Source organism: Methylocystis sp. JAN1 (assembly GCF_052186135.1).
Classification (GTDB): domain Bacteria; phylum Pseudomonadota; class Alphaproteobacteria; order Rhizobiales; family Beijerinckiaceae; genus Methylocystis.
Window position 1 is genome coordinate 3,297,953 of record NZ_CP181499.1, and the last position, 23,910, is coordinate 3,321,862.

Annotated in this window: 22 protein-coding genes; 11 read left to right on the plus strand and 11 right to left on the minus strand. The window is 64.4% G+C overall.

Annotated elements, in window-relative coordinates:
* The first annotated feature begins 86 nt into the window (after positions 1 to 86).
* The 5 genes from ACNHKD_RS15730 to fae all read left to right on the plus strand — a co-directional run bounded on the left by ACNHKD_RS15730 (position 87) and on the right by fae (position 6,065).
* Complete coding sequence (locus ACNHKD_RS15730) at positions 87 to 1,625, plus strand: glucan biosynthesis protein (RefSeq protein ID WP_442754421.1); 1,539 nt, start codon at positions 87 to 89, stop codon at positions 1,623 to 1,625.
* The gene (gene mdoH / locus ACNHKD_RS15735) at positions 1,613 to 3,814 is read left to right on the plus strand and encodes a glucans biosynthesis glucosyltransferase MdoH (protein WP_442754422.1); all 2,202 of its coding nucleotides are present in this window, start codon (positions 1,613 to 1,615) and stop codon (positions 3,812 to 3,814) included. The genes ACNHKD_RS15730 and mdoH overlap by 13 nt, the downstream gene beginning before the upstream one ends.
* Before the next feature lie 152 nt (positions 3,815 to 3,966).
* Positions 3,967 to 4,308, plus strand: coding sequence for a DUF952 domain-containing protein (locus ACNHKD_RS15740; RefSeq protein WP_442754423.1), 342 nt, complete (start codon positions 3,967 to 3,969; stop codon positions 4,306 to 4,308).
* Positions 4,305 to 5,459: a quinone-dependent dihydroorotate dehydrogenase gene (locus ACNHKD_RS15745; protein WP_442754424.1), complete on the plus strand. Its 1,155-nt coding sequence runs from the start codon at positions 4,305 to 4,307 to the stop codon at positions 5,457 to 5,459. The genes ACNHKD_RS15740 and ACNHKD_RS15745 overlap by 4 nt, the downstream gene beginning before the upstream one ends.
* A gap of 63 nt (positions 5,460 to 5,522) precedes the next feature.
* On the plus strand, positions 5,523 to 6,065 hold the full coding sequence (gene fae / locus ACNHKD_RS15750; protein WP_442754425.1) for a formaldehyde-activating enzyme: 543 nt from the start codon (positions 5,523 to 5,525) through the stop codon (positions 6,063 to 6,065).
* Positions 6,066 to 6,100: 35 nt separating this feature from the next.
* Here the strand turns inward: fae and dinB are convergent, their stop codons facing one another.
* Together dinB and ACNHKD_RS15760 are read right to left on the minus strand one after the other, a co-directional pair.
* Positions 6,101 to 7,219 (minus strand): DNA polymerase IV, encoded by a 1,119-nt coding sequence (gene dinB / locus ACNHKD_RS15755; protein ID WP_442754426.1) that lies wholly within the window; start codon positions 7,217 to 7,219, stop codon positions 6,101 to 6,103.
* Between the two features lie 278 nt (positions 7,220 to 7,497).
* Positions 7,498 to 7,863: a hypothetical protein gene (locus ACNHKD_RS15760; protein ID WP_442754427.1), complete on the minus strand. Its 366-nt coding sequence runs from the start codon at positions 7,861 to 7,863 to the stop codon at positions 7,498 to 7,500.
* Positions 7,864 to 7,932: 69 nt separating this feature from the next.
* Between ACNHKD_RS15760 and ACNHKD_RS15765 the strand changes: the two genes are divergently transcribed.
* From ACNHKD_RS15765 to ACNHKD_RS15780, 4 genes are all read left to right on the plus strand, one after another.
* The gene (locus tag ACNHKD_RS15765) at positions 7,933 to 8,718 is read left to right on the plus strand and encodes a cyclase family protein (protein ID WP_442754428.1); all 786 of its coding nucleotides are present in this window, start codon (positions 7,933 to 7,935) and stop codon (positions 8,716 to 8,718) included.
* Positions 8,719 to 8,844: 126 nt separating this feature from the next.
* Positions 8,845 to 9,411: a cold shock domain-containing protein gene (locus ACNHKD_RS15770; protein ID WP_442754429.1), complete on the plus strand. Its 567-nt coding sequence runs from the start codon at positions 8,845 to 8,847 to the stop codon at positions 9,409 to 9,411.
* Positions 9,412 to 9,430: 19 nt separating this feature from the next.
* Positions 9,431 to 12,283 (plus strand): AMP-binding protein, encoded by a 2,853-nt coding sequence (locus ACNHKD_RS15775; RefSeq protein ID WP_442754430.1) that lies wholly within the window; start codon positions 9,431 to 9,433, stop codon positions 12,281 to 12,283.
* Between the two features lie 73 nt (positions 12,284 to 12,356).
* Positions 12,357 to 13,169, plus strand: coding sequence for a lytic murein transglycosylase (locus tag ACNHKD_RS15780; RefSeq protein WP_442754431.1), 813 nt, complete (start codon positions 12,357 to 12,359; stop codon positions 13,167 to 13,169).
* A gap of 62 nt (positions 13,170 to 13,231) precedes the next feature.
* Here ACNHKD_RS15780 and ACNHKD_RS15785 read toward each other — a convergent pair whose 3' ends face one another.
* The 9 genes from ACNHKD_RS15785 to ACNHKD_RS15825 form a co-directional block, all read right to left on the minus strand.
* Positions 13,232 to 15,733, minus strand: coding sequence for an alginate export family protein (locus tag ACNHKD_RS15785; RefSeq protein WP_442754433.1), 2,502 nt, complete (start codon positions 15,731 to 15,733; stop codon positions 13,232 to 13,234).
* Between the two features lie 395 nt (positions 15,734 to 16,128).
* Complete coding sequence (tam, locus tag ACNHKD_RS15790; protein WP_442754434.1) at positions 16,129 to 16,932, minus strand: trans-aconitate 2-methyltransferase; 804 nt, start codon at positions 16,930 to 16,932, stop codon at positions 16,129 to 16,131.
* Positions 16,929 to 18,035 (minus strand): sulfate/molybdate ABC transporter ATP-binding protein, encoded by a 1,107-nt coding sequence (locus ACNHKD_RS15795; RefSeq protein WP_442754435.1) that lies wholly within the window; start codon positions 18,033 to 18,035, stop codon positions 16,929 to 16,931. Before ACNHKD_RS15795 ends, tam begins: the two co-directional genes overlap by 4 nt.
* A 1-nt stretch (position 18,036) precedes the next feature.
* Positions 18,037 to 18,927, minus strand: coding sequence for a sulfate ABC transporter permease subunit CysW (cysW, locus tag ACNHKD_RS15800; RefSeq protein WP_442754436.1), 891 nt, complete (start codon positions 18,925 to 18,927; stop codon positions 18,037 to 18,039).
* Positions 18,920 to 19,783 (minus strand): sulfate ABC transporter permease subunit CysT, encoded by an 864-nt coding sequence (gene cysT / locus ACNHKD_RS15805; protein ID WP_442754437.1) that lies wholly within the window; start codon positions 19,781 to 19,783, stop codon positions 18,920 to 18,922. Before cysT ends, cysW begins: the two co-directional genes overlap by 8 nt.
* Complete coding sequence (locus ACNHKD_RS15810; RefSeq protein WP_442754438.1) at positions 19,780 to 20,784, minus strand: sulfate ABC transporter substrate-binding protein; 1,005 nt, start codon at positions 20,782 to 20,784, stop codon at positions 19,780 to 19,782. The genes cysT and ACNHKD_RS15810 overlap by 4 nt, the downstream gene beginning before the upstream one ends.
* 135 nt (positions 20,785 to 20,919) lie before the next feature.
* The gene (locus tag ACNHKD_RS15815) at positions 20,920 to 21,198 is read right to left on the minus strand and encodes a hypothetical protein (RefSeq protein ID WP_442754439.1); all 279 of its coding nucleotides are present in this window, start codon (positions 21,196 to 21,198) and stop codon (positions 20,920 to 20,922) included.
* A 66-nt stretch (positions 21,199 to 21,264) separates the two neighbouring features.
* Positions 21,265 to 21,663 carry an ArsC/Spx/MgsR family protein gene (locus ACNHKD_RS15820; RefSeq protein WP_442754440.1) on the minus strand — a complete coding sequence of 133 codons (399 nt, stop codon included), beginning with the start codon at positions 21,661 to 21,663 and terminating at the stop codon, positions 21,265 to 21,267.
* Between the two features lie 170 nt (positions 21,664 to 21,833).
* The gene (locus ACNHKD_RS15825) at positions 21,834 to 22,532 is read right to left on the minus strand and encodes an SIMPL domain-containing protein (protein ID WP_442754441.1); all 699 of its coding nucleotides are present in this window, start codon (positions 22,530 to 22,532) and stop codon (positions 21,834 to 21,836) included.
* Between the two features lie 114 nt (positions 22,533 to 22,646).
* On the opposite strand from ACNHKD_RS15825, the gene ACNHKD_RS15830 reads away from it, so the two are divergent.
* Together ACNHKD_RS15830 and ACNHKD_RS15835 are read left to right on the plus strand one after the other, a co-directional pair.
* Positions 22,647 to 23,327, plus strand: coding sequence for a glutathione S-transferase family protein (locus tag ACNHKD_RS15830; protein WP_442754442.1), 681 nt, complete (start codon positions 22,647 to 22,649; stop codon positions 23,325 to 23,327).
* Positions 23,328 to 23,424: 97 nt separating this feature from the next.
* Positions 23,425 to 23,895, plus strand: coding sequence for a hypothetical protein (locus tag ACNHKD_RS15835; RefSeq protein ID WP_442754443.1), 471 nt, complete (start codon positions 23,425 to 23,427; stop codon positions 23,893 to 23,895).
* Positions 23,896 to 23,910 lie beyond the last annotated feature (15 nt).

Here is a 23,910-nt window from a genome sequence, read left to right on the forward strand (position 1 = left end):
AATTCCTTTTTGTTCTCCGAATTTCTTCTATAGAGGAACGACGCGCCACCCCGAAAACTCCTTCCGACTCCCTCGCCGGTTGCTCAATGTTTGAACGCAGAGACGTTTTGAAAGCGGCCCTCGGCGCCTTCGCCTCCGGGCTGGCGCCCGCCGCAAATGCGGAGACCCCGCCGGCCGCCGCGCCTCAAGCGCCAGCTCCACCCCCCTTTTCTCGCGACATGATCGTGGAACTGGCGCGCGCGCTCGCCGCAAAACCCTATGCGCCGCCGCCGACGGAGCTTCCCCAGCCTTTCGCCAGCCTGACCTACGAGCAGTTCGTCGGCATCAAGACGAAACCCGGCTCCGCCATATGGGCTGGAGAAAACAAGGGTTTTTCAATCGAGCCGCTGCACCGGGGCAATATTTTCACCGCCGCGGTCGACCTCTTCATCGTCGAACGCGGCGCGGCGACGCGCGTCGCATACGACCAGAACAGGTTCGACTATAATGGGTTGAAGGTTCCGGAAAAGCTGCCGGACGTTGGCTATTCGGGTTTCCGCGTGCTCATGGCCCCGCCCGGCGGGACGGAGGCCGAACTCGCCATCTTCCAGGGCGCGAGTTTCTACCGCGCCGTCGCGGCGGGGCAGATCCTCGGCGTCACCGCGCGCGGCCTATCCATCCGCACCGCCGATCCGCGCGGGGAGGAATTCCCCGCCTTCCGCAGCTTCTGGATCGAAAGGCCGGCGGCCGGCGCCAATGCGCTCGTCATCCACGCCCTTCTCGATTCGCCGAGCGTCGCGGGCGTGTATCACTTCACCCTGCGTCCGGGCGAGGCGACGATCATCGACACGGAGCTGACCCTCTTCCCGCGCACCGCCGTGGATCATTACGGCCTCGCGGGCTTCGCCGCCGCGTCGCTGTTCACGCCGCTCGACCGGCGCCGGGCGGACGATCTGCGCTCCATGGTCAGCGCGGCCAATGGCCTGCAGATGCTGACGGGCGCGGGCGAGTGGCTGTGGCGGCCGGTCTCAAACCGCGAGGAGCTGCAATTCTCCTCCTTCATGGACGTCAATCCCAAAGGTTTCGGCGCGCTGATCCGCAACCGCGACGTCGCGGACTATCAGGACGACGACCAGCACTGGGAGCGACGGCCGTCGCTCTGGTCGGAGCCGCTGGGCGATTGGGGAGAAGGAGCGATCCAGCTCGTCGAGATCCCCTCTGAATCGGAAAACAACGAGAACATCGTCGCTTACTGGCGCCCCAAGGCGCCGTTGGTCGGCGGCGCGACGGCGACCTTCGCCTATCGTCAGTTCTGGTGCTGGGATCCGCCGGGCCGGCCGGTCCTGGCTGTCGCGAGACACTCGCGTTCGGGTCGGGCGCCCGGCTCGAAACTTCGCCGTTTTGTTGTCGTTTTTTCCGGCGACCCTCTGGCCGACCAAGAAAAGACAGCGAATCTTTCCGCCGCCTTGACCACGTCTCCTGGATCGGCCACCAACGTCCGCACGTTTACCAATGCGCAGGCGAAAACGTGCCGCGTCGTCTTCGACGTCGATCCCGCCGGCGAAAACTACTGCGAAATGCGCCTCGTCCTGCGCGCGGGCGAGGAGCCGATCAGCGAAACCTGGCTCTATAGATGGACTCCCTGACAATCGCGCCAGTCGATTCCGCCACGGCGGCGACGGCGTTCAAAGACCCCGCCGAAGCCCCGCCGACGCCAGTCGAAAGCCGGCTTTCGATGCCGGCCCAGAATCTTTTCAAATTCGACCGCAAGCAACTGCGCAAGCCGCTCGCGCCGCATCTCTGGCAGACGCCCTGGCTCGCCCGTCTCGTCACCTTCGGCGGCGGCCTCGCGCTCACCGTCTATGGCGGCTGGCAGATGTACAAGGTCATCGACGTCGGCGGCGTCACGGCCTTGAAATGGGCGCTGCTCGCGCTCTTCGTGCTCAACTTCTCCTGGATCGCGCTGAGCTTCGCGGCATCCCTCGTCGGCTTCGCCGCGCTGCTCTCCAAACGGCCTCCGCCCCGCCTTCCCGAAACGCTGCGCGAAAAAACCGCGGTCGTCATGCCGATCTACAACGAGACGCCGAGCCGCGTCTTCGCGGCGCTGCAGACCATCTTCGAGGATGTGCAGGCGACCGGACTGGGCGAGCATTTCGACTGGTTCTTCCTCTCCGACACGACGAATCCCGACGTCTGGATCGCCGAGGAGAGCGCGTTCATCGCCATCCGTCGCCGTCTGGGACCGAACACGCGCATCTTCTATCGCCGGCGCGAGAAGAATGTCGGGCGCAAGGCCGGCAATATTGAAGATTTCGTTTCGCGCTGGGGCGGCGCCTACGCGCATATGGTCGTGCTCGACGCCGACAGCCTGATGACGGGCCCGACCATCGCGAAGCTCGCCGCCGCGATGGAGGCGGACCCGGATTCGGGCATCATCCAGACGCTGCCGCTCATCATCAACCGCAACACGCTCTTCGCCCGCGTGCAGCAATTCGCGGCGCGCATCTACGGTCCCGTCATCGCCACGGGGCTCGCCTGCTGGATGGGCCGCGACGGCAATTACTGGGGCCACAACGCCATCATCCGCACCGAGGCCTTCGCCCGCCATTGCGGCCTGCCGGATCTGCGCGGGCGCCCGCCATGGGGCGGCCACATCCTTTCGCATGACTTCGTGGAGGCGGCGCTGATCCGTCGCGCGGGCTATTCGGTCTATATGCTGCCGACGCTCGGCGGCTCATACGAGGAAAGCCCGCCCTCGCTCATCGACCTCTCGATCCGCGACCGGCGCTGGTGCCAGGGCAATCTCCAGCATTCGCGCTTGCTCCTCGCGAGCGGCCTGAGCTGGGCCTCCCGCCAGCACTTCCTGACCGGCATTTTCGGCTATCTCACCTCGCCGCTCTGGCTGATGCAGCTCTTGATCGGTATCGTGATCGTCTTCCAGGCGAGTTACTTCAAACCGGAATATTTCACCGGCGAATTCGCGCTTTTCCCGACCTTCCCGCGCTTCGACGCGCAGCGCTCGCTCGAATTGTTCGCGCTGACGATGGGCATTCTGCTGGCGCCGAAATTTTTCGGCCTGCTCGTCGCGATCTACGAGCCGGAGACGCGACGGGGTTCGGGCGGCGCGATCATGCTGCTGATTTCGACCCTGTTCGAAATCATTCTGTCGGCGCTGCTCGCGCCGATCATGATGCTGATTCAGACCGGCCATGTCGTGCATATCGTCTTCGGCTTCGACACGGGCTGGGACCCGCAGCGGCGCGACGACGGCTCGGTGCCGCTCATGGACATTGTCCGCCGCCACCGCTCGCATGTGGCGCTGGGCGCGCTGAGCCTGTTCGCCGGCCTCATGATCTCGCCCTCGCTCGTCGCCTGGATGTCGCCGACCATTGCGGGCCTTATCCTCGCCATCCCGATCTCGTGGCTCACCAGCCAGCGCTGGCTCGGCCTCGTCTTCCGCCGCGCTGGCGTGCTGGTGACGCCCGAGGAGACGACCACTCCGCCGATCGCCAAGCGCGGCAAGGCGCTTTCCAGGGCGCTCGCCCGCACGGACGAGGACGAGATCAACGGCGTAGCCGCCGTCCACGCCGACCCGGAGCTGCGCGCCCTGCACGAGGCCTGGCTGCCGACTCGCAAGCCGCGCCAGCGCGGGGTCATCACGGCCGACCGCGCCGTGGCGGAAGCCAAGATCGCCGACGCGGAAACGATCGAGGACGTGCTGCAATGGCTCAACCGCGGCGAACGGCTCGTGGCCCTCTCCGACCGCGCTCTGATCGGCATGATCGCAAGATTGCCGAGCAAGGCCGACAAACGGGAAGCGCGAGCGGCGGAGTGAGCCGGCTTGAAAGTAAGGCGACAATATTTTACTTTCGGCGCATGAAGGGCGGCGCGCAGGGGGCAAGATTTTTCTCAGCTTCGATCGGACGGCGGTCGCAAGGGTAAACGCGGCAGGAGGATCGGCGAAATGCCTTTCCTAGCGCGTCCCGCATGACCACCATCTACAAAATCATCTCCGCCGCCGAATGGCGCGCTGCGGAAGCCGAAGGCGTTTTTCGCGGCGCGGCTGTCGACCTTGCCGACGGCTACATCCATTTCTCGGCAGCCGATCAGGTCGAGGAGACGGCGGCCAGACACTTCGCCGGCATGACCGATCTGCTGCTCGTCTTCGTCGACGCCAACAAGCTCGGCGACGCGCTGAAATGGGAAATCTCGCGCGGCGGCGCGCTCTTCCCGCATCTTTACGCGCCCCTGCCGATCGGCGCGGTGACACATGTCGCGCCTCTGCCCCTTGGCGCCGAGGGGCGTCATGATTTCTCAGGTCGCCTATGATCGACCCTTTCAGCATCGCCCTTCCCTTCCTGCGCCTGCTCGACGCCGAGACCGCCCATCGCGCGACCATTTCGGCCTTGAAACTGATGCCGCGGCGCCGGCCGGAAAAGGATGATCCGCGGCTTGCCGTCTCCGCCTTCGGGCTCGCCTTCCCCAACCCGATCGGACTCGCGGCCGGCTTCGACAAGAACGCCGAAGTCCCCGACGCCATGCTCGGCTTCGGCTTCGGCTTCGTGGAAGTCGGGACGCTGACGCCGCGCGCGCAGCCCGGGAACGCCCGCCCGCGCGCCTTTCGACTGCTGGAGGATCTCGGCGTCGTCAACCGCTACGGCTTCAACAATGACGGCCATGCGCCGGCGCTGACAAGACTGACGGATCGCCTGTCCCGTCAGTGGGAGGAGCGCAGCGACGAAGCGATCCAGAGGCGTCATTACGGGGCCGGATTGCTGCGCTCCGCTCGCGGTGACGCAGCCATCGTCGGCGTCAATGTCGGCGCCAACAAGGACGCGGCTGATCGCCTGGCCGATTACGTCGCCGGCGTGAATGCGTTCGCCGAGGTCGCGAGCTATTTCACCATCAATGTCAGCTCGCCCAACACGCCGGGTCTTCGCGACCTTCAGGAGCCGGAGGCGCTTTCGAAGCTCCTCGCCCGCGTCCTCGACGCGCGCGACGCCGCGCCCGAGCGACGGCCCCTGTTGCTGAAAATCGCGCCCGACCTCTCGCTCGACCAGCTGGACGGCATCGTCCGAGTCGCGCGCGACAAGCGCATTGACGGCATGATCGTCTCCAACACGACGATCTCCCGCCCCGATACGCTGCGCTCGCCGCTCGCCAGGGAAGCTGGCGGCCTTTCCGGCAGGCCCCTCTTCCCGCTTTCCACCTATATGCTCGCGCAGACCTATCTGCGCGTCGAAGGCCAGTTCCCGCTCGTCGGCGTGGGCGGCGTCGACAGCGCGGAAACGGCGCTCGCCAAGATCGAAGCCGGCGCGACGCTGGCGCAGCTTTATTCCGCGCTCGTCTATGAGGGCCCCGGCCTTGTCTCGCGCGTCAAGCGCGGCCTGCTCGAAGCGCTTCGAGGCGACAACACGACGCTCGCCGCCCTGACTGGGCGCCGCGCGGCCGAATTCGCCAGGCAGGCGCCGCAAGCCTGACAGCTTTCCTGCGACCGCGCGCGATGCTATCCCGCGCGCACACTCAAACCGAGAGGAAACGAGATGAGCGAACATATCTGGCTGGCCACCGGCGAGGCGACCGTTCTCGCGGCGGACGGGCAATATACGGATGCAATGCCGGAAGTGCTGATCGGCGACGTGAAGGGTCCGGTCGGTCACGCCTTCGCGTCCATGACGGGACAGGTCGCCGGACATCCGCGCATGTTCGTCATTCGCGATTTGAATCAGCAGGTTCGCCCAGCGACGATGATGACCACCAAGATGACGGTGAAGTCGGAAGCCTATGTCGAGCTGCTCGGCGGCGTCGTGCAGGCCGCGACCGCCGACGCCATCGTCGACTGCGTGGCCGAGGGCGTTATCCCGAAAGCCCAGGCGAACGAGCTGTGCATGGTCATCATGATCTGGCTCGACCCGCGCTGCGCCACGGACGAGAATCTCGACCGCAGGGATCTGTACCGCACCAATTACGAGGCGACCAAACTCGCCATTTCGCGAGCCATCAAGGGCGAGCCGACGGTCGATCAGCTCATCGCCAATCGCAAGACGATTTCCCACTACGCGCTCGAAGGCGTGTTCGACGAATGAGGAATCAAGCGGCGGCGCGCGAGGCGCCGCCGCGCTCATATCTCCAATTTCAGTTGCGCTTCCGTTTTTGCTTTTTCTTCTGAAAGCGACGAAAGGCTCACGCCCAGGAGCCTGATCCCCTTCTCCACCGGAAACACCGGGCCAAGCAGCGAGAAGGCCGCCTCTTCGAACGCCTGAAGCGATGAGACCGGCGCCTCGCATGTGCGGGCGCGAGTGATCTGGCGGAAATCGGAATATTTGACCTTGAGAGTCACGGTGCGCCCGCGCACCGACCCGTTTTCGATCGCGCGCCAGACCTTCTCGACGATCGGCGCCAGCGCCGCGCGCGCCGCTTTGTATGTGGACAAATCCTCGAAAAAGGTGCTCTCCGCGCCGATCGATTTGCGAATGCGATTGGCGCGCACGGGCCGGGCGTCGACGCCGCGCGCGATCCAGTAATAGTAAGCGCCCGCCTTGCCGAAGCGCCCGTGAAGGAATTCGAGCGTCTGCGCCTTGAGATCAAGCCCCGTTTCAATGCCGAGCCGTTTCATCTTTTCGCGCGTCGCCGGGCCAACGCCATGAAAGCGTCCGACCTCCAGCGTCTCGACAAAGGCCGGCCCCATTTTCGGCGTGATGACGAAGAGGCCGTCGGGCTTCCTGTAATCGGAGGCGATCTTGGCGAGGAACTTGTTGTAGGAGACGCCGGCCGAGGCGGTCAGGCCCGTCGCCGCGCGGATCTTTGCACGGATTTCCCGGGCGATCTCCGTCGCGGAGCTTATGCCCTTCAAATTGTCCGTGACGTCGAGATAGGCTTCGTCCAGCGCGAGCGGCTCGATGAGCGGCGTATATTCGGCGAAGATCGCGCGGATTTGCATCGACGCTTGGCGGTAGACGTCGAAGCGCGGTTTCACGAAGACGAGCTCGGGACATTTTCGTCGCGCCGTCACGGAGGGCATGGCCGAGCGCACGCCGAATTTGCGGGCCTCATAGCTCGCCGCCGCCACGACGCCCCGCTCCCGCGCGCCGCCCACGGCCACAGGCCTGCCGCGCAGCTCGGGATTGTCGCGCTGCTCGACGGAGGCGTAGAAGGCGTCCATGTCGATGTGAATGATCTTGCGCGGCCGCGCGGCCTCCTTCTCCTTCTCGCTCCCTCCGCTCGGATCGCACTCGTTCATGGCCCGTCATTATAGGGCGCCGTCGCTTCCTCGAAACAGTCTCCACTCCAGCTCGAAGCGAGCGAGATATTTGCGCAGCCGGTCCGCGTCGTCGACGTTCGCCCGCTAGGCGCGCGAAGCAGAGAAAAGAAGCGACGGCCCATGGCGCGTGGAAATTGGTCGAGCGTCATAGAACGAAAACCGCCGAGACGCCTGGCCCCCGTCGCGCGGCGGCGACATGATCGCATCGGCGGAGCCGTAGCTCCCACCCGTTCTGCCGGCTTCTTTTTGGCCCGGACTCACCGGAAGCCGGGAATTTCGTAGGCCCGCGCGCCCCAATATGCCGGCCCATAATCATGTTGCGACGCCGCTTCCGACGGCGGCTCGCCATAGAAAGGCGGTCCGAAAAACGGTCGCGGGCCGGCATAAGGAGGGCCAAGGAGCCAATAGTTCCCTGCTCCGAATTCGCCGCCGGGAATGCAGCCGCCCCAAGGGCCGCGATGGCCATAGGGGCCGCAGTCGGCATGCTTCCATACCGTTTCGCGCGGCGACACCGTTTCGCGCGGCGCCAGGTGGTTGTCAGCCTTGTCGGCGGCGGACGCCTTCGGGGTCGCGGTCGGCGCCAGCGCGAAGGACAGCGCCGCCGCCAGAGCGAGCTTACGCATTGCATTCACTCCTGCGGCCGTTATGGAACGATGGCCGCGTTCAAATCGTAGAGAAAACGAGGATAATGCATGAATCGGATTCGACCCAGCCGGATCGTCGACCTCTCCAAGGAGATCGCCTATAATCGCGAAGACCCGTTCTTCATGCGCGTGAAGATCAAGCATCACGCGCATGGCCGAGCGCGATGGCTGGTTCGCGCACTGGGCCTGCCTTTCCGTCTCTTCCCGAAAGATTTCGCTGGCTGGGGCGACGACACCATCACCAAAATGGGCGTTCACTCGACAACCCATATTGACGCCCCCTGGCATTACGGTCCCACCCTCGCCGATGGCGGCCGGCCCGCGACCGTCGACGAGATGCCGCTCGACCTCTGCTTCGGTCCCGGCGTCGTCTTCGATATGCGCCACAAGGGCGAAGGGGAGCAGATTACGGTCGCCGACATGGAAGCGAGCCTCGCCGCGAGCGGCGCCGTCGCCGGGAAAGGCGCCATCGCGCTCATCCGGACGGGACGCGACCGCCTGCAGGGGACGCGGGACTATTGGAAAAGCGGAACAGGCGTGAGCGCCGCCGCGACGGAATGGCTGATCGATCGCGGCGTCCTTGTGATGGGCGTCGATCAATGGGGCTGGGATCTACCCTTCCACCGCCAGATCAAGACGGCGCGGGAAGAGAACGACGCGACGCTGTTCTGGCAAGGCCATCTCGTCGGGCGTCGCAAGCCTTATTGGCAAATGGAGCAATTGCGCGGTCTCGACCAATTGCCGAGCCATGGCTTCGACGTCGCGATCTTCCCGCTCCGGCTGAAAGGCGCCTCCGCCGCGCCCGCGCGCGTCGTCGCGTTTCTATATGACTGAAGCGCGGACTACCGGAAGCTTTACGAGAATCTCGCGGGCGCGACCATGCGTCGTGCTGGTCCGGCGACGCGATGCGGCCTAAATTCATATCCGGCAGCATCCGATTTCAGCGAGGGAGCAGCCGCCATGGAAACAACGCCCGAAATCGATTTCCAGGGCATGGAGACTTCGGCCGACTTTCGTGACCAGATCCTGCGGCATGTAAGTCGCCTCGAAGAGCGCTATGGGCGGATGACGTGGTGCCGCGTCGCGGTCAAGCCGCCAAGCGGGCGCCATCATACGGGCGGGCTCTACGAGGTGCATGTTCATCTCAGCCTGCCTGACAACCGCGAAGTCTCGGTCGAGCACACGCCTCAATTGGACGAGCGCTTCCAGCGTTTCGAATTCGCGCTTAATGACGCCTTCGGCCGCGCGGAGCGGCAATTGCAGGACGAAGTCCGCCGGATGCGCGGCAAGACCAAACAGCATGCCTCGCCGCTCGTGGGCGTTGTGAAGCAATTGATGCGGGAGGACGGCTACGGCTTCCTCGAAAGCGAGGATGGACGAGAAATCTATTTTCATCGCAACAGCGTCTCGGAACCGGGCTTCGAGGATTTGCGGCCCGGACGGCGCGTGAATTTCGTGGAGGAAGAGGGCGAAAAAGGACCGCAGGCGAGCCACGTGACGCCGCTCGCCGAAAGCGCGCCCGATTAGCGGCGCGACGAGCGGTTTCATGGACACGAGCCCCAACGCGCAGACATGGCCGGGCGGCCCATCCAAGGAAGCCCTTCTTCTCGCATTGATCGAAGGGCTCGTGCGCGAACTGCGCTCCAGGCAGTCGGGCGCGCTCATGATCTCGCTCGACAGCCGGATCGAACAGGACCTCGGAATCGATAGTCTTGCGCGCACGGAATTGAGCGCGCGGATCGAGCAGCGCTTCTCGACGCGGCTTCCCTTCGACGCCGTGAGCCAGGCCGAAACCGTCAAGGATCTTCTCACGGCGCTGAGGCGATCGCCGTCCCGCGATTTTCAGGACGAGAGCAGCGCCGCGCCCGGCGCGCCGCGCTTGCCCGCAGCCGATGCGCCGACGCACGCGCGCACGCTGGTCGATGTGCTGGAATGGCATGTCGATCAACACCCCGACCGTCTTCATCTCACCGTGCTGGAGGACGATCGGACGGTCATCGGGTCTTTCACCTATGGCGACCTCGCCGCGAAGGCGCGCCGCGTGGCGGCCGGGCTTGTGGCGCGCGACATTGAGCCCGGCGATCGCGTCGCCATCATGCTGCCGACCGGCCTCGATTTTTTTGCGAGCTTCTTCGGCATTCTCTACGCCGGCGCCGCGCCCGTGCCGATCTACCCGCCGATGCGGCTTTCGCAGATCGAGGATCATCTGCGCCGTCAGGCCGGCATTTTGCAAAACGCCGGCGCGCGCATTCTCATCACCATGCCCGAAGGGTTGAGCCTCGCCGCGTTGCTGCGGGCGCATGTCGACACGCTCGAATCCGTCGAAAGCTGCGCCAGACTTTCCTCAGCCGCCGAGGATCCGCTGCCGGTCTTGCGAGACGAAAAACGCACGGCGCTCATACAATATACCTCGGGCAGCACGGGCGATCCGAAGGGGGTCGTCCTCAGCCACGCCAATCTTCTCGCCAATATTCGCGCCATGGGCGGCGCCATCGGCGCAGGCTCTTCGGATGTTTTCGTTAGCTGGCTGCCGCTCTATCACGATATGGGACTGATCGGCGCCTGGCTGGGGAGCCTCTATTACGCCGCGCCGCTCTATGTCATGTCGCCGCTGAGCTTCCTCGCACGACCGGCCAACTGGCTGCGGGCGATGAGCCGCTTTCGCGCGACGCTGAGCGCATCCCCCAATTTCGGTTTCGAGCTCTGCGTGACCAAGACGGACGAGGAGAGTCTCGAAGACGTCGATCTCAGCGCGCTGCGCCTTGTGGCGAATGGCGCGGAGCCCATCAGCGTCTCCACGCTGCGGCGCTTCTGCGACAAGTTCAGCCGCTACGGCTTCAGGCGCGAAGCGATGGCGCCGGTTTACGGACTTGCGGAGAGCGCGGTCGGCCTTGCCTTTCCGCCGACCGGCCGCGCGCCCATCATCGACCGCGTCGACCGCGACGCGCTGATGAAACGCGGCGTCGCGCGGCCCGCAATCCAGGATTCGCATGCGATGGAGTTCGTTGCAAGCGGCCAGCCTTTGCCGGGCCATGAGATCAGGATCGTGGACGATGCGGGCCGCGAGGCCGGCGAGCGGCAGGAAGGGCGGCTGGAGTTTCACGGACCTTCCGCGACCGCCGGTTATTTTCGGAACGAGTCGAAGACGCGCGAACTCTTCCATGACGGATGGCTCGACAGCGGCGATCGCGCCTATATGGCGAAGGGCGACATTTTCATCACCGGGCGCATCAAGGACATCATCATTCGCGCCGGCCAGCATCTCTATCCGCAGGAGATAGAGGAGGCGATCGCGCGCATTCCCGGCGTTCGCAAAGGCTGCGTCGCCGTCTTCGGCGCCGCCGATCCGCGCTCGGGAACGGAACGCGTGATCGTCGTCGCGGAGACGGGCGAGACCGATCCCGACGCCCGCGCCGCGTTGGAAGTGAAAGCGCAGGAAGCGGTGCGCGAAATCAGCGGCGCGGTGGCGGATGAGATCGTGCTCGCCCCGCCCCGCTCCGTCCCGAAGACGTCAAGCGGCAAAATCCGCAGAAGCGCGGCCAAGGCGCTCTATGAGCAAGGCGCCCTTGGCGCGCGACGGCAAGCCGTTTGGCTGCAATTGTCGCGGCTGGCGCTCTCGGGATTCGCTCCCCTGCTCCGCCGTCTCCTGGCGCAGGCGGGAAGCGCGCTTTACGCGCTTTGGTGGTGGCTCGCGGCCGCGCTGGGCTACGCGGCGGCCTGGATCGGCGTCATGACTATGCCGGGACTCGCGCGCCGCTGGGCGTTCGTCAGAACGATTGCGCGCGCGACGCTCGCCTTGATGCGCATTCCCGTTTCGACGACCGGACTGGACGCGACGCCCAAGGAAGGCGCCGTTCTCGTCTTCAATCATTCGAGCTATGCGGACGCGATCCTGCTCGTCGCGACTCTGCCGGGCGAGCCGGTCTTCATCGCCAAGAAGGAGCTCGCGACGCAGATTTTCGCGGGGCCTTTCCTGCGCCGGCTCGGCGTCCAATTCGTCGAGCGTTTCGACGTTGCGGGAAGTCTCGCCGATATCGAGGCCCTTGTCGCGGCGGCGCGCAGCGGACGCAATCTCGTCTTCTTTCCCGAGGGCACCTTCACGCGACGAGCCGGCCTTTCCGGCTTCTATCTCGGCGCCTTCAAAATCGCCGCAGAAGCCGGACTCGCCGTCGTTCCCGGCGCGCTGCGCGGCACGCGCTCGATGCTGCGCGGCGAGCAATGGTTCCCGCGCCGGGCGGCTCTCGCCGTCGAGATGGGCGCGCCGATACGGCCGGAGGGAACCGATTTCGCCGCCATACTGAAATTGCGCGACGCCGCGCGGGACGCCGTGCTCGCCCTGTGCGGCGAGCCCGACATGGACATATTGGTGAAACCGGGCTCCAACCGCCGCCGCGCCTGATAAAGCGGCGCCTTGCCGCGCCTCTCGCCGGCCCGCTAACCTGGCGCGGCGGGCGACGCAGGCGAGGACTACAATGAAAAGCAGAATGGTTTTGGGCGCGCTTATCTTGGCGGCTTCCACAAGCGCGGCGGGCGCCGCCGCTTGCGGCCATGCGGCCGAGGGTTTCGGCGCCTGGCTCGACGGCGTCAGGGGCGAGGCTGCGGCCGAAGGGATTTCTCAGCGGACGCTCGATTCGTCGCTTTCGGGCGTCGTCTATGATCGTGCGATCATCGCTCGCGACAGAGGGCAGAGAGTCTTCAAACTGACTTTCGAGAAGTTCGCGGCGCGCCTTGTCACGCCGGCGCGCCTCGCCCGCGGGCGGGCCCTGTTGCAGAATCATGCGGCGCTGCTGCAGCGAATCGAGGAGCGCTATGGCGTGCCGGGCCCGGTGCTCGTCGCCATATGGGGCCTGGAGACCGGCTACGGCGCGGACAACGGCAATTTCCGAACGATGCAGGCGCTGGCGACGCTCGCCTATGATTGCCGCCGCTCGGCGCAATTTACCGACGAACTCAAGGAGGCGCTCCGCATCGTGCAGCGGGGCGACATGGCGCCGTCGCAAATGCGCGGCGACTGGGCCGGCGAAATCGGGCAGACGCAATTCATGCCCTCTTCCTATCTCAAATACGCAGTCGATTTCGACGGCGACGGCCGGCGCGACCTCATCAGATCGACGCCGGACGCTTTGGCCTCGACCGCGAATTTCCTGAGAGCCAATGGCTGGCGGACGGGCGCCGGCTGGGCGGATGGCGAAACCAATTTCGCGGTGTTCCTCGAATGGAACAAGGCGCAGGTCTATGCGCGGACCATCGCCTATTTCGCAACGAAGTTGAGCGCGCGAGAGTAACGGCCGCAAAGAAAAAGGCCGGAAGCTTGCGCTCCCGGCCTCGCTTGGGGTCACAGGGGAAATTAATCTGACGCAAGCATATCGAAGTGCCGGTTGATGCCGCCCTGCACGAGATTGCCGCTGAAGCTGGTTCTCGTGCTGACGCCGTAAGCGTAGAAGCCGTTTGAGTTGAAGATGTAGGACTTGGCGTTGGCCGAGCCGAGGTCGTAGTGCAGATATTCCGCCTTGACCGACCAGTTCGGCATGAACGCCCATTCCAGGCCTCCGCCCGCCGACCAGCCGAGCAGCGAGTCGTCATAGGTCGCCGTCAGATTGGTGAATGACGTGCTGGCGGCGCGCTGCGTCAGATAGGCCGTATTGGTCGTCACGCCGCCATAGGCCATGCCGCCCGTGCCGTAGACCTGCAGTTTCGGCGTCGCGAGATAGCCGAGACGGCCGCGCAGCGTGCCGAGATAATTCAGCGTCGTGTTGGTCTGGCCGTAGGTCACGTAGGTGTTCCCGCCCGCGGGCGTCCAAGAGGCCAGGATATGGCCGTCCGTATTGCCGGAAACGCCATGCAGATCGGCTTCCAGGCCCGCGACGAAATTATTGTAGAATCGCCAGTTCGTGCCGACCTGCAGGCCGCCGATGAAACCCGCGAGATCGGCATGGACGACGCCGCCCGGCGGCGTCGCGCCCCGCGCGATCGGCAGGCTCGCCACCGCCGTTCCGATCGGATAGACCGGAACCTGCGTCGTCGGGCTAGACCAGGAGCCGCCCGCATTCAAGCCGACATAGACGTCCTGCCAGCTCGGCGCCTTTGTCTCCTTCGCCGCCGGACCGATGGCCGCCCAGAGCTCCGACGCCGGATCCTTCGTGATCGGCTGTCCGTCGCCGAAGGCGTTCGCCGTCACTTCGAGATAGAAGAAGTCCGTCGGCTTCGACGACAGCCAGTTCGTCGTCGTCGTCTGACCCGGGAAGGTTTGCGGGAAGTAAGGCTGAAGGGCGGACGGCGGCGCGAAGCTCGACGTGAAGCTGCCCGGCCAGAAACGGGCGTAGCTCGCCGTCAGATTGATGAATTGCGACAGCTTGTAGCGGGCGCGGATGTCGAACTCCGTACCCATGAACGTGCCTCTGTTGCCGAGCGGGGCGACGACATTGGCGCGGTCCCACGCATTCGCTGCGCTCGCCAGCCAGTAGGCGCTGAAGGCCGTGTCGATCAGCAGATTCTTCGCCGGCGTGAATTCAAGGCGCACTTTCGGCGCCTTCATATTGTTCCACGCCATGTAATCGTTGCGCGAGAAGGGCTGATTGAAGCCGTAGAAGATGTCGAAGTTCTGGCTGACGCTGTCGAACGGGCTCTTGTTGCCCGAGCCGTATGTGTAAACGGCGCTCAGGCGGGGCCTCCACGGGTGATCCGAGAAAGTATAGCCCGCTTCGATGCCGTAAGCGATGGCGTCCAGCGCGACCGTCCTTTGCACGGCCGTGGTGTTCGTGCCGATTGTCGCGAATTCGCCGGTGTAACCGAACTGTTTGTTGATGTCGAAGTCGTAGTCGAAATTGCCCAGCACGCCGTAGATGCGCAAGCCCGGCGCGTTGGTTTCGCGTCCCACCTTCATCGAGTTCGATGGGTTGAGAGGATCGGCATATTGATGCCGCCCAAGGAAATAAGGCTGGATCGTCGCATATTCAGACCAGCGGCGGACACTCAGCACGCTGCCGTAGATCCATGTCTGCCAGTCGGGCCGGTCGAACTGATAGGGATAGCGGATGACAGGGCGCATGACGAAGGAGTCGATGTCCCAGTCATTGTCCTTCTTGCCGATCTTGACGCGGAAGCCATCGAAATTGTTCGTCGTGTTGCGGAACTCGTTCTCCGCGATGAGGCGGCGATCCAGTAATTCGAAGTGGAAGCGGCCGGCGCGCGCAGTCAGCGGACGGTCATTGCCGCGCGGATCCTGGCCGAATGCGTCCTTGAAATAAAGCTCGCCATAAGCGGAGATCAGATCGGCCTCGTTAATCTCCTGGCCCTGATACTGATAGATGCTGTTGAAAGCGCGGGAGTCCTGAAATTCGACCACGGCGCGAAACGGGTCGAGAATATTCTGGACGCCGAGATAGACGCGCGTGCGCGACAGCCATAGCGAGTTGGGGAAATATTTGCGCTGGGAGAGCGAGGAGCCCGGCTGGGAGGCCGTGTCGGTCCAGGGACGCAGGTCGTTGTTGCGATATTCGAAGCGGACGCGCGAATCGAGGCCGACATTGAGCCAGTCAATTCCCTCGAATTCCTTGTAGGTCTTGCCGAGGTTGCGAACGTAAGGCGGAATGTCGGGCTGCGGCTCGAGGCGATAGCCGCGCGTGGGCACGTAATAGCTCTTTTTCTCCTCCGGCTTCGCGTCGGCCGCCTTGCCGCCGGCCGACTTTCCATCCGCCGTCTTGGCGGCCGCAAAGCTCTTTGCGTCCTTTCCGGCTTTCGACGCGTCAGGTTTCGAAGCCACGGACGGGGCGGTCTTTTCGGCGGTCCGAGCAATGGCGGGCGCCGCGGCGGAGGCGACGAAAACCGCCCCGAGCGCTACGGAACTCATCCAGCGTGTGTTCTTTCGAGAATTCATCCCCAGTCCTCAATCCCAGTCGATGTGTAAACTCATTACATCACGCTAAAGGACGTCGGCGCCGCCGCTCAAGACGAATTTATAAGCAGTTCTTGATTCTGCTCAGCTTGTTGCAGAAAAAGCACATGATGTCTTTTTCAGCGCGTCCGTCTTCCTGTGGCGTTCGGTCCCCGGCGTCATGCCGCGATCCCGCGACGTTGCTGCGCCGCGGATGGCGTTCAAATCCAACCGGAAGTTCGATTTGATCTGAAACAAATCAACCGCAACGCCGTCTTTGTGTCTAGAGATTTAATAGACTAAGTTATGTTTATTCCCGCGGCGTTGCAGCCATGTCACATATTCGCGCGGCGCGAAGCTCTGGCGCAGGCCTATTTCTGGAGAACGAAAAACAGGCGCGGATAACGCAGCAGGACCTTGCCGTCGGGCTGCCGCGGATAGGCCTGCGCGAGTCGCTCGCGATAGCGCGACAGGAAGTCGCCCGTTTCCTCCGGACTCAGCAAATCAAGAAACGGTCTCAAGCCCGAACCCTCGAACCATTCGACGACGTCTTCGGGTCCGTGGAGCGGGTGAATATAGACCGTTTTCCAAATGTCGATCGTGCGGCAGAGCGGCGCGAAGAGATCGTAATATTCTTCTGGCTGGCCGATGACCGTGAGCGATTTTGCGACGGGAACCAGCCGGTTCGCCCAGGGACCGTCGGCCGCCACCATGCGCATGGCGGCGTGCGACGGCTCATAGGTGTTATCCGGCATCTGCACGGCCAGCCTGCCGCCCGGCCGCAACCACGCGACGAAGCGCTGGATCAGGTTGCGATGATCGGGAAGGAAGTGCAGCGTGGCGTTAGCGAAGATGACGTCCGCCGCGGCCGGCGCCTCCCAATGCGCGACGTCCGCCTTGACGAACTCGGCCGCCGGCACGCGGGCGCGGGCCACGGCAAGCATATTGTCCGATCTGTCGATCCCGACGACCGCGGCGCCTGGAAAGCTGCGGGTCAGAAGTTCGGTGCTGTTGCCGGGCCCGCAGCCGAGATCGTAGACGCGCCTTGTTTCGCAATAGGGGATGCGCGCGAGCAGGTCGCGCGCGGCGCGGGTTCGCTCTTCCTCGAACTTGAGATAAAGATCCGAGTTCCAGTCGCGCGCGGCGCGGGAAGCGAGATCGGCGCCCGCGGTCAAATACCCTCCCCCGCGTCGACATAGCCGCGCTCTTTCTCATCCGTCGGAAAGATGCGCGCCTTGGCGAGCGACAGCGGCACGCGGTCGCCGAGCGCCGCGGCGCGGTCGAGCGGGGAATCGATTTCGAGCGTCTGGTCGTAGCCGTCAATGGCGATGGTCGCGCGCACGCCGGCGGGGGTGCGGCGCAGGCTCTCGACGCGCCCCTCAAGCTCGCCCGCGCCCTCCGACGCCACGGCGATGTCCGCCGGGCGGAAGAACACTTTGGCGGGGCCGTTGCGCAGCCCATGCGTGTCGATATGAAGCTCCCGCTCGCCGAACCTCACATGGCCTTCGCCGATCGTGACAGGCAGCGCGACCGCCTCGCCGACAAAGGAGATCACGAAGGGCGAGGCCGGCTGATCGTAGAGCTGCGCCGGCGTGCCAATCTGCTCGATGCGACCCTCGTTGAGAACGACGACGCGATCCGCCAGCTCCATCGCCTCGTCCTGATCGTGCGTGACGAACACGGTCGTAAGCCCCGTCTCCTTGTGCACCTCTCGCAGCCAGCGGCGCAGGTCCTTGCGCACGCGGGCGTCCAGCGCGCCGAAAGGCTCGTCGAGAAGAAGCACGCGCGGCTCGATCGCAAGCGCGCGAGCGAGCGCGACGCGCTGTCGCTGGCCGCCGGAGAGTTGCGCCGGATAACGCCCGCCGAGGCCGTCAAGTTGCACGAAGCGCAAAAGCTCCTCTACCCGCGCCGCGATGTCGCTGCGTGACGGCCGCGAGCGGCGCGGGCGCACATTGAGGCCGTAAGCAATGTTGCCCGCGACCGTCATATGCTTGAAGAGCGCATAGTTCTGGAACACGAAGCCGACGCGACGATCCTGCACCGGCAGATCGGTCGCATCCTGGCCGTCGAAATAAACATGGCCGCGATCGGGGTTGTTCAGACCCGCGATCACGCGCAGCAGCGTCGTCTTGCCAGAGCCCGACGGCCCGAGCAGCGCGACGAGCTCGCCGGGTTGGATGTCGAGCGATACGTCGCACAGCGCGGCGAAGGCGCCGAAATCCTGCGCGACATTTTCGACGCGAATCGCAAAACCACGCTTCGTCGCGGGACCGTGCATGTCAGTGTCTCCGACCGCGCGCGGCGAGCGCGTCGGCGTGGCGCCATTCGAGGAAGGTCTTGATTCCGAGGGTGACGAGCGCGAGCCCCGCCAGAAGAACCGAGAGAGTGAAAGCGGCGACGTTGTTGTACTCATTGTAGAGAATCTCCACCTGGAGTGGGATCGTATTGGTGAGGCCGCGAATATGGCCGGAGACGACGGAAACGGCGCCGAATTCGCCCATCGCGCGCGCATTGCAGAGAAGAACGCCGTAGAGCAGACCCCATTTGATGTTGGGCAGCGTGACCGTGATGAAGGTCCGAAAGCCCGAGGCGCCCAGTGTGAGCGCGGCTTCCTCTTCCACGGTCCCTTGCTCCTGCATCAGCGGGATCAGCTCGCGCGCGACGAACGGGAAAGTGACGAAGATCGTCGCGAGCACAATGCCCGGCACGGCGAAAACGATCTGGACGCCATGGGCGGCGAGCCATTTGCCGAAGAGGCCCTGCGCGCCGAAGACGAGCACATAGACCAGGCCCGAGACCACAGGCGACACGGAGAAGGGAAGATCGATCAGCGTGACCAGAATGCTCTTCCCGGGGAAAGAGAATTTCGCGATCGACCAGGCCGCCGCAAGCCCGAAGACGAGATTGGCCGGCACGACAATGGCGGCGACGCACAGAGTCAGTTTTATCGCTGCGATCGCGTCAGGTTCGACGAAGACTTCGATAAATGGGCCCCAGCCCTTGCTGATCGCCTCGGTGAAGACCACCGCGAGCGGCGCGAAGAGGAAGAGCAGCAGAAAGATCACCGAGACGGCGATGAGCGCGCGCCGCGCAAGCGGCGCGTCCTGCGTCGCCGGGCGAACCTTTTTGCGCGCGGGGACGCGCGGCGTTCCGATAGCAGCCTCAGACATGACCGAACCTCTTTCGGCTCCAGGCCTGAATGAGATTGATGACGAGCAGCGCGACGAAGGAGATCCCGAGCATGATCGTCGCGATGCCGGTCGCGCCCGCATAGTCGTACTGCTCCAGCTTCACGATGATGAGCAGCGGCGCGATCTCCGACACATAGGCGATATTGCCGGAGATGAAGATCACGGAGCCGTATTCGCCGATGGCGCGCGCATAGGCGAGCGCGAAGCCCGTGAGCAGCGCAGGCGCGAGGGGCGGCAAAAGCACGCGTGCGACGGTTTGCAGACGCGCGGCGCCGAGCGTCGCGGAGGCTTCCTCCAGCTCGATTTCAAGCTCCGAGATGATCGGCTGCGCCGTGCGCACGACAAATGGCAGGCCGATGAAAACGAGCGCCACGAGAATGCCCCAGCGCGTGAAGGCGATCTTGACGTTTATGTCGGCCAGCGGCTCGCCGAACCAGCCATTGGGCGCATAAAGCGCGGCGAGCGAGATGCCGGCGACCGCGGTCGGAAGCGCGAAAGGCAGATCGACGAAGGCGTCCAGCAGCCGGCGCCCGGGAAAATCGTACCGCGTCAGCGTCCAGGCGACCGCGAGTCCGAAGACAAGATCGACGACCGCGGCGGCGAAAGAAAGCAGGAAGGTCGTGCGCAAAGCGGCGGCGACGCGCGGCTCGGTCGCAATGTCGTACAGCCCCGAAAAGCCGAGCCCCGACGAACGCCAAACCAGGGTCGCCAGGGGAAAGAGAACCACGAGCCCGAGATAAAGCAGCGTGTAGCCGAACGTCAGTCCGAATCCGGGGATAACGCTCGGCGCCCGAAAGCGCCGAGCGTTACGGCTCGCTTGTGTCGGGGAGGTCACTTCGCGGGCTCTTGTTTCTGGATCTCGTCGAAGACGCCGCTATCCGCGAAGAATTTCTTCTGCGCCGCGGCCCATCCCCCGAAGGTCTTGTCCACGGTGACGAACTCGATCTTCGGAAACTTTTTCAGATCTTCCTTCGCCGCATGTTCGGGATGCGCCGGTCGATAGAAATTCCTGGCGATGATGGCCTGCGCCTCGGGCGAATAAAGGAAGTTGAGATAGGCCTCGGCGAGCTTCCTGTCGCCTTTCGCATCGACGTTGCCGTCCACGATCGAGACGGGCGGTTCGGCGAGGATCGACAGCTTCGGCGCGACGATCTCGAATTTGTCGGCGCCGAACTCCTTGAGCGCCAGGAAGGCCTCGTTCTCCCAGGCGATCAGCACGTCGCCGAGGCCGCGTTGCGCGAAGGTGATGGTGGAGCCCCGCGCGCCCGTGTCGAGAACGGGGGCGTTTTTATAGATCGCCTTGACGAAATCCTTCGTCTTCGCTTCGTCGCCGCCGAATTTCTTCAGGCCGTACGCCCAGGCGCCGAGGAAGTTCCAGCGCGCGCCGCCGGACGTCTTCGGGTTGGGGGTGATCACGGCGACGCCGGGCTTGGCGAGGTCGTCCCAGTCTTTAATTCCCTTGGGATTGCCCTTGCGGACGAGGAACACGATCGTCGACGTATAGGGCGACGAGTTGTTCGGCAGGCGCTTTTGCCAGTCGGCCGGGACCTTGCCCGTCTTGTTCGCAATAGCGTCGATGTCGGCGGCGAGCGCCAGGGTCACGACGTCTGCGGCGAGACCGTCGATGACGGCGCGGGCCTGGGCGCCGGAGCCGCCATGGGAGGCCTGAACCTCGACGCTTTCGCCGGTCTTCGCCTTCCAGTCGGCGATGAAAGCCGGATTGATCTGCTTATACAGCTCGCGGGTCGGGTCGTAGGAAACATTGAGCAGCCCGGCCGCGAGCGCCGATTCCCCGACAACGCCAAAAGCGACGCTCGAAATGACGAGCGCACGCATAACCCCCCTGAACCGCCCCCTGCCCTCATGCATTATCTCTACTCCATCTATCAGACTGACAAAATCTATAGCTGGAATAGACTATTTGACAAGCCCTGTTTCCGCGCCTGTCGCCCTTTGTGGGTTGTCCACAGGCTACTCGATGAATTTCACGACGTCCGACAAGGAGATCGCGACGACGCCGTCAGCGGCGACGCGGCCAAGGCTGTATTTCTCGCTCGCCAACGCCTCGAGCGCCGAACGGTCGGACTCGAACTGGGCGCGAAGCTCCTCTTCCTCGGCCAGGTCGTCGGCCTCGAGGGCGTCGTCCGCGACAAAGACGCGGACCGTCTGCTGCGTGCCCGCCACCCGCATAGAGAAAGAAAAGCCGTTCATTTCCCGAACGACTTCCGAATCGATGCGCTCCAGAGTCATCGCCTCGCGCCTTGCTCCTGTTCAAGGGAAGAAATCCGCGAGACGCCGTTCTGTTCCGTTCAACTTTCAGGCGGCGTCCATGGCGCAGCGGTCTGAAATCTCTTCGGCCTCGGATTTCAGGCCGATCCAGCGGTTCACCGACGCCGGATCGAAACCGGCCTCGCAGTGATCGCCGATGCGCATCAATGGCCGGCGGATCAGGCCCGGATCGAGGATCATCATCATGATCGCTTCCTGGGGATTGACCGCGCCGGGCTTCACCTCGCCCGACTTCACGCGCGGCGACGCGGCGTTGAACCATTCGTGCACGGGCTTGGCGCCGAAATAGGGACGCAAGCTGGAGGCCGACCAGGGTTCCTTGAGAAGGTCGCGCGCGTCGACCTGGTGGCCGGAAGCGATGAGAAGGGCTTTCTGTTTCGCATTGCTGGCGCAGCCGGGCTTTTCATAAAAGATGACATTCGCCATGGCGGCCTCACCTCGTTACAGACGATATGGCGGGAGCCTATCGACCGACGCATTTTATAGCGTAATTGTGCGGTGCGGCACCCGAATGACGTGCAAGGCCCTAGGCGCCGCGCTGCAAATTCACGCATTTTGCCCGAAACGGGTCAACGCGCCGCAACGAAAGCTTCGCGTCAACGAGACAGCGCCCAGATGATCGAGACGCGCTCCACGACCCGCTGCGTCCCGGGCCGCAATGGGGCGGCGGCCGGCGCTGCGGCCGCCCGCGCCTCCATCATGGGCATGGGGGCCGTCTCCTCCACCGGCCGGATCTCGATAACCCGCGCGAGGCGCAATCCCGCCGCCTCCGCATAGATGCGCGCCCGCCGCTCGGCGTCCTTCACCGCCTTGGCCCGCAGTTCGTCCCGCTTCTTCGTCAGGTCCGAATGGTCGTAATCGACGCCTTCCAGGCTGTTGGCGCCCTTGTCGATGACGCGGCCGATGACGTCCCCGGCCTTTTCCGGCGGACTGACATAGACCGCCAGATTATTGCTCGCGCGGTAGGTTTGCACGGTCTTGGGCTTGCCCTTGGCGTCCCGCTCCTCGGCCGTCACGGGCGCGAGCGAAACGGTCTGCGTCTGCATGTCGGCGTCGGCCACGCCCATCGCCTTCAGCTCGGCGAGGATGGCTTCGATCGTCCGGGCGTTGTCAGCCGAAGCGGCCGCCGCCGTGGGACGCTCCGTGACCACGCCAAAGCGCAGGATCGCCCGGTCCGGGGCGACCTCCTCGACCGCTTCTCCGGTCACGACGACGTTTGAAACCGACTCCTTCAGCGACTCGGCGCGCGCGACGCCGCAAAACAGCAGAGACAGTGCGAGGATGAAACGAATCATGGCATATCCTTGGACCTGTGGGCGCAAGCCGCAAAAGCGCCTGCTTGCGGCTTTAGCCGAGTTCAACCATACAGGAACCGAGCGCGGCCGTCCCGCGCGCCGCGAACAGGCCTCATGCCCCTTCTCTACCACTATCCGCTTTGTCCCCACTCCCGCTTCGTTCGGCTGATCCTCTCCGAATACGGCATTGCGGCCGAGCTGGTTGAGGAACGCGCGGCGGATCGCCGGCCTGAGTTCCTGGCGCTCGATCCCGCGGGGCGCACCCCCGTCTTCATCGATGACGACGGCGCGATCGTGCAGAGCGCGGTCATCGCGGAATATCTCGACGAAACATACGGGCCGACCCGCAGCGTTCAGCGCCTCCTGCCGACGGAGAAACACGCCCGCGTCGAGGCGCGCCGTCTCGTCGACTGGTTCAATGTGAAATTCTTCGAGGAAGTCACGAGCTGGCTCGTGACGGAGAAGGTCTATAAACGCTTTTCGCCGCAAGGCGGCGCGCCGGATATGGACCTCGTGCGCGTCGGCCGCGCCAACATCCGCCATCACATGCGTTATATCGGCTATCTCACGAGCACGCGGAACTGGATCGCCGGCGACAAGCTCACCTATGCCGATTTCGCGGCGGCCGCGCATCTCTCCTGCGCCGATTATCTCGGCGACGTTCCGTGGGACGAGGACGAGGCGGCGAAGCATTGGTATCAGCGCATCAAGTCGCGCCCGGCCTTCCGCCCGCTTCTCGCCGATCGCGCGCCCGGCATGGCGCCGGGTCCTTATTACGCGGAGCTGGATTTCTGATTCTTCGCGGCGCCGCGCGCCTCCCGTTCTCCGTTACCGGGCTTTAACCCTCATTCGATAAATCTGGAGACAAAGCATTGGCTCCATGAGGGGCGGCATGAAACGGTTTCTTGATTTCCTGACCGGCGCCGGGCGCCGGGTTTTCCGACATTCTTCCGCCCTCGCGGCGCCGAAGCGTTTTTCAGGGCGCGCGGCGCTGACCGCCCTTTGCTTCTTTATCATCGCCACGGCCGGCATGCGCCAGATGGACGCCTCCTACCGGCAGTCAATTGTCAAGGAAGGGCGCTACGGTCTCGCAGAAAGCAGCACGCGCCATTGGCACGCCCGCGACCTGCGCGTCGGATGGACGAAAAACGGCGCCTATGTCGGCGTCGCCGATTACGCCGTGCTGCAGACCCTCGCCTTTGGCGGCTACGCGCTCTCCGTCTTGGCCTTCCTGACGCCCGTCGCCTGGTTTGCGGCGCAGAGCCTCGCGCGGAGGGGCGGTGCAGTCGAAGCGGACGCCGGCGGCGAAACGACGGAAACCGCGGCGCGAACCGAAAAACTTGCGCTGGACCCCGCAGAGTAACCGCGAAAAAGGGCG